The 15,137-nt window shown below is 70.4% G+C and carries 18 protein-coding genes; 7 read left to right on the top strand and 11 right to left on the bottom strand.

Annotated elements, in window-relative coordinates; translation table 11 throughout:
* Positions 1–16 precede the first annotated feature (16 nt).
* The 3 genes from GXW79_RS18300 to GXW79_RS18290 all read right to left on the bottom strand — a co-directional run bounded on the left by GXW79_RS18300 (position 17) and on the right by GXW79_RS18290 (position 2,219).
* Positions 17–925 (bottom strand): SAM-dependent methyltransferase, encoded by a 909-nt coding sequence (locus tag GXW79_RS18300; RefSeq protein ID WP_211875888.1) that lies wholly within the window; start codon positions 923–925, stop codon positions 17–19.
* Positions 922–1,290 (bottom strand): DUF423 domain-containing protein, encoded by a 369-nt coding sequence (locus GXW79_RS18295; RefSeq protein WP_211875887.1) that lies wholly within the window; start codon positions 1,288–1,290, stop codon positions 922–924. The genes GXW79_RS18300 and GXW79_RS18295 overlap by 4 nt, the downstream gene beginning before the upstream one ends.
* Before the next feature lie 170 nt (positions 1,291–1,460).
* Complete coding sequence (locus GXW79_RS18290) at positions 1,461–2,219, bottom strand: SDR family NAD(P)-dependent oxidoreductase (RefSeq protein WP_211875886.1); 759 nt, start codon at positions 2,217–2,219, stop codon at positions 1,461–1,463.
* An 82-nt stretch (positions 2,220–2,301) separates the two neighbouring features.
* Here GXW79_RS18290 and ndk point away from each other — a divergent pair, with 82 nt between their 5' ends.
* Positions 2,302–2,724: a nucleoside-diphosphate kinase gene (gene ndk, locus GXW79_RS18285; protein WP_211875885.1), complete on the top strand. Its 423-nt coding sequence runs from the start codon at positions 2,302–2,304 to the stop codon at positions 2,722–2,724.
* Positions 2,725–2,734: 10 nt separating this feature from the next.
* Here the strand turns inward: ndk and GXW79_RS18280 are convergent, their stop codons facing one another.
* The 3 genes from GXW79_RS18280 to purM all read right to left on the bottom strand — a co-directional run bounded on the left by GXW79_RS18280 (position 2,735) and on the right by purM (position 4,919).
* Positions 2,735–2,887, bottom strand: a complete 153-nt coding sequence (locus tag GXW79_RS18280) for a hypothetical protein (protein WP_211875884.1) — start codon at positions 2,885–2,887, stop codon at positions 2,735–2,737.
* A gap of 26 nt (positions 2,888–2,913) precedes the next feature.
* Positions 2,914–3,564 carry a phosphoribosylglycinamide formyltransferase gene (purN, locus tag GXW79_RS18275; protein WP_211875883.1) on the bottom strand — a complete coding sequence of 217 codons (651 nt, stop codon included), beginning with the start codon at positions 3,562–3,564 and terminating at the stop codon, positions 2,914–2,916.
* Positions 3,565–3,857: 293 nt separating this feature from the next.
* A complete protein-coding gene (purM, locus tag GXW79_RS18270) occupies positions 3,858–4,919 on the bottom strand; it encodes a phosphoribosylformylglycinamidine cyclo-ligase (protein WP_211875882.1) in 1,062 nt (353 codons plus the stop codon).
* A 55-nt stretch (positions 4,920–4,974) separates the two neighbouring features.
* Here purM and GXW79_RS18265 point away from each other — a divergent pair, with 55 nt between their 5' ends.
* From GXW79_RS18265 to GXW79_RS18240, 6 genes are all read left to right on the top strand, one after another.
* The gene (locus GXW79_RS18265; protein ID WP_211875881.1) at positions 4,975–5,655 is read left to right on the top strand and encodes a hypothetical protein; all 681 of its coding nucleotides are present in this window, start codon (positions 4,975–4,977) and stop codon (positions 5,653–5,655) included.
* On the top strand, positions 5,636–6,187 hold the full coding sequence (locus GXW79_RS18260) for a CDP-alcohol phosphatidyltransferase family protein (RefSeq protein WP_246504113.1): 552 nt from the start codon (positions 5,636–5,638) through the stop codon (positions 6,185–6,187). Before GXW79_RS18265 ends, GXW79_RS18260 begins: the two co-directional genes overlap by 20 nt.
* Before the next feature lie 19 nt (positions 6,188–6,206).
* Positions 6,207–7,340: an AI-2E family transporter gene (locus GXW79_RS18255; RefSeq protein WP_367614956.1), complete on the top strand. Its 1,134-nt coding sequence runs from the start codon at positions 6,207–6,209 to the stop codon at positions 7,338–7,340.
* 34 nt (positions 7,341–7,374) lie between these two features.
* On the top strand, positions 7,375–8,115 hold the full coding sequence (locus tag GXW79_RS18250) for a P-loop NTPase family protein (protein ID WP_211875879.1): 741 nt from the start codon (positions 7,375–7,377) through the stop codon (positions 8,113–8,115).
* A 32-nt stretch (positions 8,116–8,147) separates the two neighbouring features.
* A complete protein-coding gene (locus GXW79_RS18245) occupies positions 8,148–10,337 on the top strand; it encodes an RNA degradosome polyphosphate kinase (RefSeq protein WP_211875878.1) in 2,190 nt (729 codons plus the stop codon).
* 85 nt (positions 10,338–10,422) lie between these two features.
* Complete coding sequence (locus tag GXW79_RS18240) at positions 10,423–11,943, top strand: Ppx/GppA phosphatase family protein (RefSeq protein WP_211875877.1); 1,521 nt, start codon at positions 10,423–10,425, stop codon at positions 11,941–11,943.
* Between the two features lie 298 nt (positions 11,944–12,241).
* On the opposite strand, the gene hemJ is transcribed toward GXW79_RS18240, so the two are convergent.
* The 5 genes from hemJ to GXW79_RS18215 all read right to left on the bottom strand — a co-directional run.
* Positions 12,242–12,697 (bottom strand): protoporphyrinogen oxidase HemJ, encoded by a 456-nt coding sequence (hemJ, locus tag GXW79_RS18235; protein ID WP_211875876.1) that lies wholly within the window; start codon positions 12,695–12,697, stop codon positions 12,242–12,244.
* A 45-nt stretch (positions 12,698–12,742) separates the two neighbouring features.
* Entirely contained in the window at positions 12,743–13,306 is a 564-nt protein-coding gene (locus GXW79_RS18230) for a hypothetical protein (RefSeq protein WP_211875875.1), read from the bottom strand.
* Between the two features lie 15 nt (positions 13,307–13,321).
* Entirely contained in the window at positions 13,322–13,696 is a 375-nt protein-coding gene (locus GXW79_RS18225; protein ID WP_211875874.1) for a hypothetical protein, read from the bottom strand.
* Positions 13,697–13,709: 13 nt separating this feature from the next.
* Positions 13,710–14,294, bottom strand: coding sequence for a hypothetical protein (locus GXW79_RS18220; RefSeq protein ID WP_211875873.1), 585 nt, complete (start codon positions 14,292–14,294; stop codon positions 13,710–13,712).
* Between the two features lie 47 nt (positions 14,295–14,341).
* A partial coding sequence (locus GXW79_RS18215; RefSeq protein WP_211875872.1) for a hypothetical protein occupies positions 14,342–15,137 on the bottom strand: 796 nt, incomplete at its 5' end.

The following is a 15,137-nucleotide window of genomic DNA, read 5'->3' as shown; positions in this document are numbered from 1 at the left end:
GGCACGATTTTCCCGCTTAGTCCAGGATCGCGCAGGTCAGCTCGTGCTTGTTATGCGTGCTGTGGAACAGCTGCGCGGTTGGCAACGACGCGAATTGCGCCGCTGCGTCATGGTCGGTGGCACCCTGGAACTTGATCGAGCACAGGATCTTCGTCGCGGGATGCGCTGTTCGCCAGCGGTTCACCAAAGTGAGCAGACGCTCGGGGTAGCAGATGATGTCGCTGAACAGCCAATCGGGCCGTGGCTCTGTGGCGGGGTCAAGCCCGAAGGCGCTCTCCTGGCGCCAGGTCACGTTCGGCATGGCCGCGACATTCTCCGCGAGCGGGGCCTTGTCCACGGCGATGACGCTGGCGCCGAGCCGCGCGAGCGCCCAGCTCCATCCCCCCGGCGCGGCGCCGAGGTCGAGGCAGGTCTCGCGAGGCTGCGGGTGCCGGCCGATGCGGGTCAGCCCTTCCCACAGCTTCAGGTAGGCGCGGGAGGGCGGGCCTTCACGATCCTCGATGAAGATCGGCGCGCTCGCCGGATAGGGGCTGGTCTTGGTCGGCGAATAGAGCAGCCGGTCGGGCGCGAGCAGCGTCCAGGCGCCGAGATGGCCGCTCGGCGCGGGTTCGGGAAAGGCCGTGGGACGCTGCTTGAGTGGGGGCAGCCTGTCTTCGAGCAGGGCGGAGCGGCGGTGATGCAGGGCGGGCACGTGGCTCCAGTTTCGCTGGATGGCGCGCAGCGCGTCGGCGCCTTCCTTGATCGAGGCGAAGGATGCCTCGCGCGGGGCGGTCCAGATGTCGATCGCCCAGGCGGCGGGGACGGGTGGCTCGGGCGAGAGGGCGAGCGGGCCGCACCAATCCGAGATCGTGCGGCCGGAGCGGGCGAGTTCCTCGGCGAGTTCGGGGATGAAGCCGGGGTCTGCGCGGTAGACGGCGGCGATCACGCGCGTTTCACGGCCGCCAGGAACAGCAGCGCCCAGCCGAGCATCAGCGTGATGCCGCCGACGGGGGCGACGGGGCCGAGGCGAATGCCGGCGAGATTGGCCGAATAGACGGCGCCGCAGAACATGAGCATGCCGAGGAAGAAGGCCGCGCCGGCGATTTGCGGAAGGATGCCGCCGCGCTGCGCGGCAAAGAGGCCGGTTGCCACCAGGGCGAGTGCGTGCCAGCCCTGCAGGGTGATGGCGCTGCGCACGGCGTCGAGCGGCGCCGGCTCCAGCATCTGCGGCAGGCCATGGGCGGACCAGGCGGAGAGGGCCACGGCGCCAAGGCCGGCGAGCGCGCCGAGCGCGATCCAGAGACGGTTCATGGGCGGGTCTATATCACCGGTGCGGCGCTCTGAGACCACCCCATCGGGCCGAGCCCTTGCGCGGACCGCCCGGCGCGAACGCGTCGCGCACCCCGTGGCGCGAGGCTAGCCGCGGCACGCGGCGCCCGCCGCTTGAGGCACGAGAAAGGGCATTCTGATCGCGATGGCGATCAGAACGCCATCCAACCACCATCGACCATGAGGTTGTGACCAGTGACGAAGCTGGCATCGCTCGCGAGGAACAGCGCCGCGCTGGCCACGTCGTCCGGTCGCCCCAGCCGCGGCATCGGCGTGCGGCTGTGCGAATACTCCAGCGCCTCCGGGTTCGGCCGGCCGGTCAGGATGCGCCCCGGTGCCACCGCATTGCACAGGATGTGATCCTTCGCGTAGTCCACCGCGACCTGCTTCGTGATGTAGGCGGCCGCCGCCTTTCCGGTGCCGTAGGCGAGCTTCCCCGGTGCCGCGACCATGCCGTGCTGGGAGGAGATGTTGACGATCCGCCCCCGCGCATCGCCCTGCACTGGCTGGGTCAGGAATTGCTGCACCGCGCGCTTGCAGCCGAAGAATACGCCCTTCGCGTTGATCGCCATCACCCGGTCCCAGTCATCCTCCGTGGTCTCCAGCAGCGGCACGCCGGCGCCGCGGATGGCGGCGTTGTTCACCATGATGTCGAGCGCGCCCCATTCGGCCACCGCGCGATTGACCAGCGCATCGACATCGGCCCAGGCCGACACGTCACAGTGCTGGAACAGCGCTGACCCACCGTCGGCGGCGATCATGGCGCAGGTCGGCTCGCCGCCTTCCAGCACCGTCTCCGATACGTCGCCGATCAGCACGCGCGCGCCTTCGCGGGCGAACAGCCGCGCAATCGCCCGGCCGATGCCGGAGGAGCCGCCGGTGACGATGGCCGTTTTGCCCGCAAGCCGCATGGGATACCTCCGAGTTGGGGTTGCGTCAGGCCCGCTTCCCGCCTAATCGCCCGGCGAAACCAGCGATCAGGGAACCGGCATCATGGCCATCGAACGCACCTTCTCCATCCTCAAGCCGGATGCGACGCGCCGCAACCTCACCGGCAAGATCAACGCGATCTATGAGGAGAACGGCCTCAGCATCATCGGTCAGAAGCGCATCCTGATGAGCGAGACGCAGGCCAAGGCCTTCTACGCCGTGCACGCCGCGCGGCCCTTCTACAAGGACCTGGTCGAGTTCATGATCTCGGGCCCGGTGGTGGTGCAGGTGCTTGAAGGCGAGAACGCGGTCACGAAGCACCGCGACCTGATGGGGGCCACCAACCCGGCGAACGCCGCCGAAGGCACGGTGCGCAAGCTGTTCGCCGAGAGCATCGAGGCGAATTCCGTCCATGGCTCGGACAGTGCGGAGAATGCGGCGATCGAGATCGCCTATTTCTTCGCCGGCTGCGAGCTGGTCGGCTGAGGGCCGCCCCTCAGCCCCAGAGCAGGTAGATCCCGACCAGGATGACGACCACGGCGATGACCGCGTATTTGGTCGCGCCGGTGAAGGCGTCCCACATCTTGGCGCGGTCTTCGGCGATGGCGGCGTTGTCGCTGCCACCGAATTCATATTGCGGGTCGGCCATGGGTGGTCCTCGCGATGGGGCGTGTTCTAGCGGCTTTTAGGAAGCCAGGCGGTGTCGGGCAAGGGGTTTGCCAGGGCGCCCCGGGCCTCGGGCGGGTCGGTGCGGCCGGCGGCGACCCAGGCGAGGGCTGCCGGGTAGAGGCGGTGTTCCTGTTCCAGCACGCGCGCGGCGAGGCTCGCCTCGGTGTCGCCGACCAGCACCGGGATTGCGGCCTGGGCGAGGATCGGCCCTTCATCCACGCTGGCGCTGACCCGATGGACGGTGCAGCCGTGCAGCCGCACCCCGGCGGCGAGCGCACGGGCATGGGTGTCGAGCCCCGGAAACGCCGGCAGCAGCGAGGGGTGGATGTTCACCATCCTGCCCTCCCAGGCCGCGACGAAGCCTGGCGTCAGCACGCGCATGAAGCCGGCCAGCGCGATCAGGTCGATGCCCTTCTGGTCCAGCACCGCCTGCATGGCGGCCTCGAAGCCGGCGCGGTCGCCCTTGAAGCTGCGGCTTTCCACGGTGGCGGTGGCGATGCCGGCGGATCGCGCCAGCGCCAGCCCGCCGGCATCGGCGCGGTTGGAGAGGACAAGAGCGATCTCGGCGGGATAGTCGGGCGCCTGCGCGGCGGCGATGAGCGCCGCCATGTTGGAGCCTCGGCCGGAGATCAGGATGGCGGTGCGGCGGCGCGTCATGGGCTGGTTGCCCCTTCGTCGCCCCATGATGCTGGGCCCGTCCGTCGAGCGCGCGTCAAGGGCAAGCGCCCTGCGGCCGGCGCTGCGCGCCCCTTGACCCGCGCCCGCCGGCCGGAACGACGGTCTGGGTCGAAAAAGGGGGCGGGCTGACAACCAGGCATTTCTCGATCACAGCCTTTCTGCCGGTCGCGTGTCCGGCTCAGGGGGCGCGCAGCGCCGGCCGAAGGCCGCTTGCCCTTGAACCGGGCTCGCAACCGGCAGAGACGCAGAGATGGAGGCAGCCGACACCGCGCTCACGCGCGCGGCCACCCATCCGGCAGCCCGTCGATGCGCAGCCCGGCCGGGCCGGGCGCCGCCTCCAGCGCGCCGATCACCGGTGCCGCCTCGCCCTCCGCCGCCAGGATCGCGGTCGCGGCCGCAACGTCGCCCGGCGCAATCACCACCGCCATCCCGACCCCGCAATTGAACACCCGCAGCATCTCGTCCGCCGTGACGTTGCCGGCCTCCGCCAGCCAGGCGAAGACGGGGGGCACCGGCCAGCTGCCGCCCTGCAGCACCGCGCCCAGCCCATCCGGCAGCACGCGCGGCAGGTTGCCGGGCAGGCCACCGCCGGTGATGTGGGCGGCCGCCTTGAGCAGCCCGGCGCGGTGCAAGGCGAGGAGCGCGCGCACATAGATCCGCGTCGGCGTCAGCAGCGCCTCGCCCAGCGTCAGCCCTTCGGCAAAGGGTGCGGGCGAGGCCAGCGTCAGCCCGGCATGCGCAATCACGCGGCGGACCAGCGAAAACCCGTTGGAATGCACCCCCGTGCTGGCCAGGCCCAGGATCAGGTCGCCGGGCGCCAGCGTGCGCGGCAGCAGGTTGCCCCGCTCCGCCGCGCCCACCGCGAAGCCGGCCAGGTCGTAATCCTCGGCGGCGTACATGCCCGGCATCTCGGCCGTCTCGCCGCCGACCAGGGCGCAGCCGGCCTGCCGGCAGCCCTCGGCGATGCCGGCCACCACCGCGCGGGCCTGGTCCACGCGCAGCTTGCCTGTGGCGTAGTAGTCGAGGAAGAACAGCGGCTCGGCGCCCTGCACCACCAGGTCGTTGACGCACATCGCGACCAGGTCCACGCCGACATGGTCATGGTTGCCGGCGTCGATCGCGAGCTTGAGCTTGGTCCCCACCCCATCGGTCGAGGAGACCAGGATGGGGTCGGAAAACCCCGCCGCGCGGAGGTCGAACAGCGCGCCGAACCCGCCCAGCCCCCCCATGGTGCCGCGGCGCCCGGTGGATTTCGCCAGCGGCTTGATCGCGTCCACCAGCGCGTCGCCGGCATCGATGTCCACGCCCGCATCGCGGTAGGTGAGGCTGGTCATGGCGGGCTCCGATGGGCTATTGGCTCGGTGAGAGTTCAGGCAGGGAGACGCGGCTATGCGGGAATGCTCCCGGCGCGGGTGGTCGAGCGCGGTGAACCATGGCGCGCGCCTCGGCGCAATGCTGATCCTGCTGGCGCTGCCGGCGCAAGCGCAGCAGCCGGACTACTCCCAGCGCGGCGTGCCAGCCGAAGCCAGCGCTGAGAACGGCGTCATCGCGCGCGACCGTGCCCTGGCGTCGGCCCGGCGCATCGCCTGGGGCCGCATTGCCGGCGACAATGCCGCGCGCAGCCTCTCGGACGGGCAGCTCGAGGCGCTGGTGGAATCGATCGTCATCGAGGAGGAGCGCACCGGACCCACCCGCTATACCGGCGTGGTGACGGTGAATTTTCGCCGCAGCGGCAGCCAGGCGGTGTTGAGCGGCGTCGACCCGGCGACCGCCCTCGCTCCGCGCAACACGGCGACGGTCGCGACGATCGAGGCCGTGGCCCGCTACGGCGGCATGACGGAATGGATGGAGATCCGCCGCCGCCTGGCTGCGGCGCCCGAGGTCGCGCGCATCGACGTGGTGGCGATCGCCATGGACCGCGCCCGGCTGCGCATCGCGCTGCGCGCCCAGCCGCCGGCCGCGGCGGAAGCCCTGGCGACGGGCGGCATCCTCCTCGTGCCACAGAGCGGGGCGCCGCAGGTCGGGGCGCCGGATGCCTGGCGCGTGGGTCTTGGCGCTGCACGATCCTGACCGGAGGCGGGGTCCGCTCACTTGGCCCAACCTGATCACGCTTCTGCGCCTGTGCGCGGTCCCGGCCGTGGTGTTGCTGATCCTGCGCGGGCGGCTGGATATCGCGCTGATGGTGTTCATCGCCGCCGGCATCTCCGATGGGCTGGATGGCTGGCTGGCGCGCGCGACGGGCACGCGATCGGCCCTGGGCGCGGTGCTGGACCCGGTGGCCGACAAGGCGCTGCTGGTCTCGGTCTATGTGACACTCGCGGCGGTGAACGTGCTGCCCGACTGGATCGCCGTGCTGGTCGTGTTCCGCGACCTGCTGATCGTGGGCGGCTATCTCGTGCTCTGGGTCGCGGGGCACCGGATGCCGATCGAGCCCATCCTGGTCAGCAAGGCGAACACCGCGCTGCAGATCGCGCTCGTCGCACTCGCGCTGGCCGGCGTGCCGGAGATGCTGCTGGACGCGACGCTCTGGCTCACCGCCGCGTCAACGCTGCTGTCGGGCGGCATCTACGTGGTGCGCGCGGCACGCGCCTCGGCGGCATGAACCGCGCCGCGGGCCGGGCGTGAGCGGGGCGCCGCCGCCCGGGCGCGGCACGCTGCTGCCGCCCGCGGCACCGCGCAGCGCGACGCGCACGCAGCGCGTGGCACTCATCGCGGGCTTCCTCGGCAGCCTTCTGTTTGCGCTGTGGCTGTTCCAGTCGATCCTGACGCCCTTCGTGCTGGCCGCCGTGATCGCCTATTTCCTCGACCCGCCGACGTCGCGGCTGGAGCGCTACGGCGTGCCGCGCGGGCTCGCCGCCGGGCTGATGATCCTGTTGCTGTCGGCGGTGGCGCTTCTCGGGCTGCTGCTGCTGTATCCGCTTCTGATCGCGCAAATCGGCGTGCTGGTGACGCGGCTGCCCGCCTATGTCGCCGGCGTCGGCGCGGCGCTGCGCGACGCGCTGCTGCGCCTGGAGGAAGCCCTGGGGCCGGAGCTGGTGGATGTGCGCCTGCGCGAGTTGGCGGTGGGCCAGGTGGCGTCCTTCCTCTCCTACCTGGGCAGTTCCGCCACGCGGGTGATCGGCGGCGGCTTCGCGCTGGCCAACATCTTCATGCTCGCGGTGGTGATGCCGATTGTCGCATTCTACCTGCTGCGCGACTGGCCGGGCATGGTCACGCGCATCGAAAGCTGGCTGCCGCGGCGCTCGGCCTCGACGCTGCGGGCGTTGGGGCGCGACATGGACCGGGTGCTGGCGGCCTGGCTGCGCGGACAGCTGATCTGCTGCGCCATTCTCGCGATGATCTACGCCGCCGGGCTGCAACTGGTGGGGCTCGAGCTGGGGTTGACGGTGGGGCTGGTGACCGGCGTGCTGTCCTTCATCCCCTATATCGGCAGCCTCACCGGCTTCATCGCGGCCCTGCTGCTGGCGGTGGGGCAGTTCGGCAACTGGACCGGGGTATTGCTGGTGGCCGGCGTGTTCTTCGTGGGCCAGGTGGTGGAGGGCTACATCATCTATCCGCGGCTGCTCGGCGACCGGGTGGAGCTGCACGCGGTATGGGTGATCTTCGCGCTGTTCGCCGGCGGCGTGGCCTTCGGGTTCCTCGGCGTCCTGCTGGCCGTGCCGATCGCGGCGGCGATCGGTGTGGTCGCGCGCTACTGGCTGCGTCGCTACCTGGAGAGCCCGCTCTACCTCGACCCGCCCAGGACGGGGCTTTGATGAGGGTGTTCCATGCCCTCGGGCAGCGCGCGCCATGACCCGTCAGGCCTCCGGACGCCAGCTCACCCTTGCCCTGCCGCCGACGCCGTCGCGCGCGCGCGCCGATCTCGTCGAGGACGCCTCGAACCGCGAGGCACTGGCCTGGCTCGACCGGCCCGATTCCTGGCCCAGCGGGCGCTTCTGCGTGTTCGGTCCACCCGGCGTGGGCAAGTCGCACATGCTCGCCGCCATCGCCGGCGAGCGCGGCTGGGCGCGCGCAGAAGCCACCACGCTGCGCGGCCTGCCCGAGGTTTCGGGCGTTGGGCTTGTGCTCGATGACGCCGACTGCGTCGAGGACGAGGCCGCGCTGTTCCACCTGATCAATCTCTGCGGCGAGCGCGCGGTGACGCTGCTGATGGCCGGCCGCACGGCACCCGCGCGCTGGACCGTGGCGCTGCCCGACCTCGCCTCGCGCCTGCGCGCCACGGCGGCGGCCGGGATCGGGGCGCCCTCGGACGCGCTGCTGGAAGCGCTGCTCGCCAAGCTCTTCGCCGACCGGCAGGTGCTGGTTGCCGCCGACCTGCAGGGCTGGCTGCTGCGCCTGCTGCCGCGCTCGGCTGCGGCGCTGGGCGAGGCGGTGGCGCGGATCGATCGTCTGGCCCTGGCCGAGGGCGGCGCCGTCACCAGGCCGCTCGTACGCCGCGCACTGTCGGGATGCCAGGGGTTTCCCGCCACAGATGAAGCTTTGGAGGAATCGACCGCCGACGCCTCGCGCGACGACCCCCCCCTGCTGTAGCTTGCGCCCGATTTGGGAGAAAGAACCCCACCATGGACGCTCAGACCGAGATCGCTCCCGCGATCGCCGCCGACAGCCCGGACCGGTTCATCAACCGCGAGCTCTCCTGGCTGGCGTTCAATTCCCGCGTCCTTGAGGAGGCGGCGAACCCGCACCACCCGCTGCTGGAGCGGCTGCGCTTCGTCGCCATCTCCGCCTCCAACCTCGACGAATTCTATTCGGTGCGCGTCGCCGGCCTGATCGGGCAGGAGCGCGCCGGCATCTCCCACGTCTCGCCCGATGGCCGCACCCCTGGCCAGCAGCTCGCCGCCATCCATGACGAGGCGGGCAAGCTGATCCACGAGCAGCAGCGCAGCTGGGTCGAGCTCAGTGCCCTGCTGCGCACCGCCGGCGTCGCGCTGGTGCAGCCCGAGGAGGTGAGCGAGGCCGACAAGGCCTGGCTGCAGGACTATTTCATGGACCGCATCTTCCCGGTCCTCACGCCGCTCGCCGTCGATCCCGCGCACCCCTTTCCCTTCATCGCAAACCTCGCGCTGTGCCTGGTGTTCAAGCTGGTGCGCGAGGAGGATGGCGGCGTGATGCGCGCGCTTCTGCCGCTGCCCTCCCAGGTGGACCGCTTCATCCGCCTGCCGCCCGATGCCTCAGCGGACGCGACGCGCGGCCAGCCGGCGATCCGCTTCCTCATCCTGGAGGATGTGATCGGCCTGTTCCTGGACCGGCTGTTTCCCGGCTTCCTATCCGCCGAGCAGGGCCAGTTCCGCCTGATCCGCGATACCGACGTGGAATTCGCCGAAGAGGCTGAGGACCTGGTGCGCAGCTACGAGAGCGCGCTCAAGCGCCGTCGCCGCGGCAAGGCCATCCGCGTCTCCGTCACCGCCGAGACGCCGCCTGACGTTGTCGCCTTCGTCGCCGAGGAGCTGGATGCCGAGCGCGGCAACCTCTTCGTCGTCGATGGCCTGTTGGGCGTGGGCGATATCACGCAGATGATCGTCGACGACCGGCCCGATCTGCTGTTCACGCCCTACACGCCACGCTTCCCCGAACGCATCCTCGATTTCGGCGGCGACTGCTTCGCGGCCATCCGCGCCAAGGACATCGTCGTCCACCACCCCTATGAGAGCTTCGACGTGGTGGTGCAGTTCCTCCGCCAGGCGGCGCACGACCCCAACGTGGTCGCGATCAAGCAGACGCTGTACCGCACGACGCGCAACAGCCCGATCGCCAAGGCGCTGATCGAGGCGGCGGAGGCGGGCAAGTCCGTCACCGCCATGGTCGAGCTGAAGGCGCGCTTCGACGAGGAGCGCAACATCGCCCTCGCGCGCGAGCTGGAAAGCGCGGGCGTCCAAGTCGTCTATGGCTTCGTCGAGCTGAAGACCCACGCCAAGGTCTCGCTGGTGGTGCGGCGAGAGGGCAATGCGCTGCGCAGTTACGCGCATTTCGGCACCGGCAACTACCACCCGTTCACCGCGAAGATCTACACCGACCTCTCCTTCTTCACGACCGACGCGGCGCTGACACGCGACGCGCAGAAGCTGTTCAACTACATGACCGGCTATGCGCGACCGGATACGATGCAGGCGCTGGCCTTCTCCCCGCTCACGATCCGCCCGACCCTGCTCGCCCTGATCGAGCGCGAGACGGCCATTGCCCGCGAGGGCAAGCCCGGCGCGATCTGGCTCAAGATGAACAGCCTGGTCGACGAGCAGCTGATCGATGCGCTGTACCGCGCCTCGCAGGCCGGCGTGCAGGTGGAGTGCGTGATCCGCGGCATCTGCTGCCTGCGCCCGGGTGTGCCGGGCCTCAGCACCAATATCCGCGTGAAGTCGATCGTCGGCCGCTTCCTCGAGCACAGCCGCGTCTATGCCTTCGGCAATGGCGGCAAGCTGCCCAACCGTCGCGCCAAGGTCTATATCTCCTCGGCCGACTGGATGGCACGGAACATGGACTGGCGCGTGGAGACCCTGGTGCCGATCGAGAACGCCACCGTGCACGCTCAGGTGCTGGACCAGATCATGGTGGTGAACCTGAAGGATACGATGCAGAGCTGGGACCTCGGCAGAGACGGCGCCTATATCCGCACGCCGGAGGGCGCCAGCCCGGTCTCCGCGCACCAGTATTTCATGATCAACCCGTCGCTCTCGGGCCGCGGCAGCGCACTCAGCCGGCCCCCGCGCGTGGCCGCCGGCAAGCGCAGCCGCCAAGACCGCATCGCCCAGGATTGATGCCCGGTTCTTTCGTTGAGTGGGGTCTGGGGTATGCCTCCATACCCCAGCGGGGGTCCGGGGGCAGCGCCCCCGAGCGCTTCTAATGGCAGCCAAGAAGCACCGCGCAATCGAGTTCGCCCCGCGCACGCATGAACGATGCGGCGTCGTCGATCTCGGCTCCAACTCCGTGCGTCTGGTCATCTTCGAGGGCCGCGCCCGCAACCCGGTCGCGATCTTCAACGAAAAAGCCGTCCTCGGCCTCGGGCGCGGCCTGCAATCCACCGGACAGCTGAATCCGGAGGCGATCGAGCAGGCGCTGACCATCATGCTGCGCTACCACGCCGTCGCCACAGCCATGGCCGCCGACCCGCTGCAGGTGCTCGCGACCGCCGCGGTGCGCGATGCCGAGAACGGCGCCGCCTTCGTCACCGCTCTGCAGGAGCGAATGCCCGACGTGCCGATCCGCGTGCTTGCCGGCGACGAGGAAGCGCGGCTTTCCGCCGACGGCTTGCTGCTGGGCTTCCCCGAGGCTGACGGCGTGCTCGGGGACCTCGGCGGCGGATCGCTGGAGCTGGTCGAGCTACGCCACGGGCGCGTCGGCCACGTCGCGAGCCTGCCGATCGGCGCCATCCGCCTCGCTGAGCGTGCCAACAACGACGTGGTGCGCGCCCGCGCCGTGGTCGAGAAGGAACTCAGCGGCGTCGGCTGGCTCAAGAAAGGCGAGGGCCGCGATCTCTACCTCGTCGGCGGTGCCTTCCGCGCCCTGGCACGCATGCACATCGCGCAGACCGCCTACCCGCTGTTCATCGTCCACCATTACGGCCTGAAGCGTGAGGAAGCGCGCGACCTCGCCGGCGTCGTCACCGCCGCCACGCGCCGCACGCTCGAACGCATGGCCGGCGCGCCGGCCAAGCGCCTGGCCGACCTGCCCTTCGCCGCCGTGGTGCTGCGCCGCCTGCTGCGCGCAACCGGCGCCACGCGCGTGGTGTTCTCCGCCAATGGCCTGCGCGAAGGCTGGTACGCCAGCCTGCTCGACGACGAGGTGCGCCGGGAACCACCGCTGCAGGCCGCCGCGCGGGAACTCGCCGCCAGCTTCGGCCGCGACCTGCGCCTGCCACTCGCACTCACCGAATGGACCGCCGCCCTGTTCCCCGAGGAAACCGAGGCCGAGGCGGCATTGCGTGGCGCCGCCTGCTGGGTCTCCGACATCGGCAGCCATGACCACCCCGACTACCGCGCCGAACAAAGCTTCCTCCGCGTCCTCCGCCAACCCGGCGTCGGGCTCGACCACCACGCGCGCGCCTTCCTCGCGATGGTCGTCGCCCTGCGCTACGAAGCCGAACCCGACGCACCCTACCTGCAGATGGGCCGCGTCCTGCTCGACGTCCGAACCGTCCGCCGCGCCGAAATCCTCGGCGCCGCCCTGCGCCTGGCCTACACGCTCTCCGGCGGCACCACCGCCCTGCTCGACGGCACCAGCGTCAAACGCGACGGCAGCCGCGTGAGGCTGCGACTGCGCGAAGGCGGCGGCGTGTTCGCCGGCGAATCTGTGATGCGAAGGGTCGAAGCCCTGGCCGCCGCCATGGGCGCGGAGGCCGAGGTCGAGGTGCGCGAGGCCGTGTAGGCATGCAAGGCCAGGGGCTCTGCCCCTGGACCCCGCCAGGATCGTGTCGATCCTGGACCTCCATCTGTTGGTTCTTGAATTGGGAGGGGGCTGAGGCTCGCCGAAGGCGAGCCGGGGTTGGGAGGGGGCGCCTGGAGCACCAGCTGCACGGGAGCTCGCGCGATGCGCCCCCTCCCAACCCCGGCGCACGTCGATGAAACACAGCCCTCCCAAACCGAGGACCAACACACGCAGGGGCCCGGGGATCGGCGCGATCCCCGGCGGGGGTCGAGGGGGCGGAGCCCCCCGCCTGGCTTGCCTAGAACGGCTTCACGATCACCATGACCACGATCAACACCAGCAACAGGGTCGGTGCTTCGTTCATCGCGCGCCAGTAGCGTTCGGTGTGGGGGCGGTTCCCATCGGCGAAGGCTTTGCGTGCGACGGCGAGGTGGCCGTGGAAGGCGGTCATGGCCAGCACGCCGAGCAGTTTCGTGTGCCACCAGCCGGCGTGCCAATCGACCGCGCCTGGCGTGAGGATGAGGACGATGCCGAGGATCCAGGCGGCGATCATCGCGGGGTTCATGATGGCGCGCAGCAGGCGGCGTTCCATGGTGATGAAGAGGTCGGATTGGGGTGTGCCGGCCGCGACCTGGGAATGATAGACATAGAGGCGCGGCAGGTAGAACAGCCCCGCCATCCAGGCGAAGACCGCGATCAGGTGCAGTGATTTCGTCCAGAGATAGTAGGGCGCGAGCGCATCGATGAGGGGCATGGCGGGACGGTAGCCTGGCCATGCCTTGGGCGAAAGCGGGGGCGGTCAGCGTCGCGTATCGTTCTCCTCGTCGACGATGCGCAACACCGGGCCGGGCCGGAGATTGAAGCGCAGCGTGCTCGCGTTGCCGGCGGTCAGTGCGCCGGCGGGCAGCTGGGTGATCGCGACGCCGTCGGAGACATCGAGTCCGCCCTTGATCTCGACCTCGACGCTGTCGACGAGCATGCCTGCGAGGCCGGGGTTGGCGCGCACCTCGCGGTTGATCTTGTCCACGTCGGCCTTGAAGCGCGTGACCAGGCTCTCCACCGCGATCTTCGGGGTGGTGGTTTCGAGCGCGGTGATGCGGTCGCTCAGCGCCTGGTTGCGCGACAGCGCCGAGGCGAGGGATTCGCGCACCTGCTGCAGCTCCGCTGTCTGGGTCTTGGTGCTGGCCTCGAGCTGGGTGTTGCGCGTGGCGAGCGTGGCGACCTGGGTGTTCAGCGTGGTGAGTTCGCGGTCGCGGTCGGCGACGGCGCGGGTCGCCTCGTCGAACTTGCCGCGCACGAAGGCCGCGTCGCGCAGCTGGGTGTCGGTGACGCGGTCGACGGTGAAGGTCGTGGTGACGGGCATGATCTGCCTCCTTGCCTATTCCGGCCGCGTCACCGGCGGCACCGGGACGATCCTGAGCTTGAGCGTGCTGGTGCCCTCGGCGGCGAAGTCGAGCCCGGTGCGATACTTCGCGTTGAACGGCGTGAGGTACATCCGCAACGGCGCATCGGTGGTCTTCTTCTCGAAGTGCACGGCGACCTTCATTTCCACCTGCGCCTCGGGGATCTGGTACCAGGTGACCTGGTAGCCGGCGGCTTCGAGCTCTGGTGCTTGTGCGCGCAGCGCCGCCTGGGCGGCGATGCTGCCCTGGTCGAGCGCCTGCTGCGCGGCCGCCACGCTCGCGCCGATCTCGCGGATCATGGTGGCTGCCGGGGTGATCAGGATCTCGGCGAAGTCGACCTCGTTGGCCATGGCGCGGCGTCTCCTATCGGGTGGTGCGGGTGACGCTGGGCGGCGTGAGCGTGGCGTTGACGCTCACGATGTCGGGCAGCAGCCGCACCGGTGGCGGCACCGGCTTCATCGTCACGCGCAGCACGGACGATCCCTCGGCGGTGTAGGAGAAGGTGTTGGCGGAGCGGAAATTCACCGGTGAGCCGAATGCCATGACGGTGCGGTTGACGAAGCCGGGGCGGGCGTTGGTCTCCTGCGGGCCGGTTCGCTTCATCGAGATGGACAGCTTTACCTCGATGCTCGCCTCGGTGAACTGGTAGAAGGTCGGCACGATGCCGGCCTGGAGCAGCGTCATCTTGACTGGCGGGGACGGCACCGAGGTGACACTCACCGTGTCGATCTCGACCGGCTGGCCGTTGGCGGTGGTGTTGAGCTTGGCCGGCGCGATGGTCTCGATGATCTCGGGGATGATGGCGATACCGTTCGCCTCGTCGGCCAGGAATTGCAGCGTCGCCATTGACGACTGGTCGAGCGAGAGCTGCCCCTCGGCGACGGCGGCGGCGAGGTTGCGCACCATGTCGGCGAACGGGATATCCAGCAGTTCCTGGCCGATGGCCATGGTCCGATCCCCTCTTCCTCGCCTGACGCCACCATCGGCGCCGGGCGCTACGCCATGCCGGGTGCCACAAAGCCGGCGCTGATCACCAGGGCGCGCAGCACCGCATGCGCCGCGCGGCTCCAATCCTCGACGCCGCGATGGATGCGCATCCACGGCGCGGCGTCGGCCGCGATCCAGGAGATGCCGGCGCGGCCGCAGAGCTGCATCAGCCGTTCATTGCCGAAGGCGGAGGTGCGCATCGGCTGCCAGCCCGCGATCAGCATGGGCTGGTGCGGCGTTGGCGCGATGCGCGCGGGCAGCCCATCGGCGAGGTCCCAGCGCAGCACGGTGCCGGGCAGGACATCGGCGGTGGCCGGCACCAGCACCAGCGCGCGCGGATGCACGGCGCGCAGCGCGGCGAGAAGGGCGGGCAGCGCGGCAGCGTTGCCGGCGAGCGAGAACAGCACCGCGGGCTCATCCGCGTAGCGGGAGGCGAGCGTCAGCGGGGCGTCGGTGTGGAGCACGGTGTAGGCACCGGTCTCCGCGTGGCATGCGATGGCGGCGTCGAGCGCTGGGCTGTCCGCGGTGATCTCCGGGCGCGCGATCAGGTCCACCCAGATGCAGGCGGCACCGGTGCCGATCCCGGCGCGGCGCAGCAGCCCGAGCGCCGCGCCGGGTGGGTCGGCGGGTGTGGCGGAGAGGCCGCGGAGTATCACCGGCTGGCCGGAGGCGGTTTCCAGCAATGCGCCGCTGGCGCGAAGCCAGGGCAGGCTGGCGGAGAGCGTGCCCTCGCGTGTCGAGCGCGGGCGCCGGGCGCGTGACGGCGGGCGCGGTGCGCTGGGCGCCGTGCCGCGTGCCGGCAGC

The organism is Plastoroseomonas arctica (assembly GCF_018128965.1).
In the GTDB taxonomy this organism is placed as follows: Bacteria; Pseudomonadota; Alphaproteobacteria; order Acetobacterales; family Acetobacteraceae; genus Plastoroseomonas; species Plastoroseomonas arctica.
Note: the sequence above shows the minus strand (reverse complement) of the source record. Positions and strands in the feature narration are given on the sequence as shown.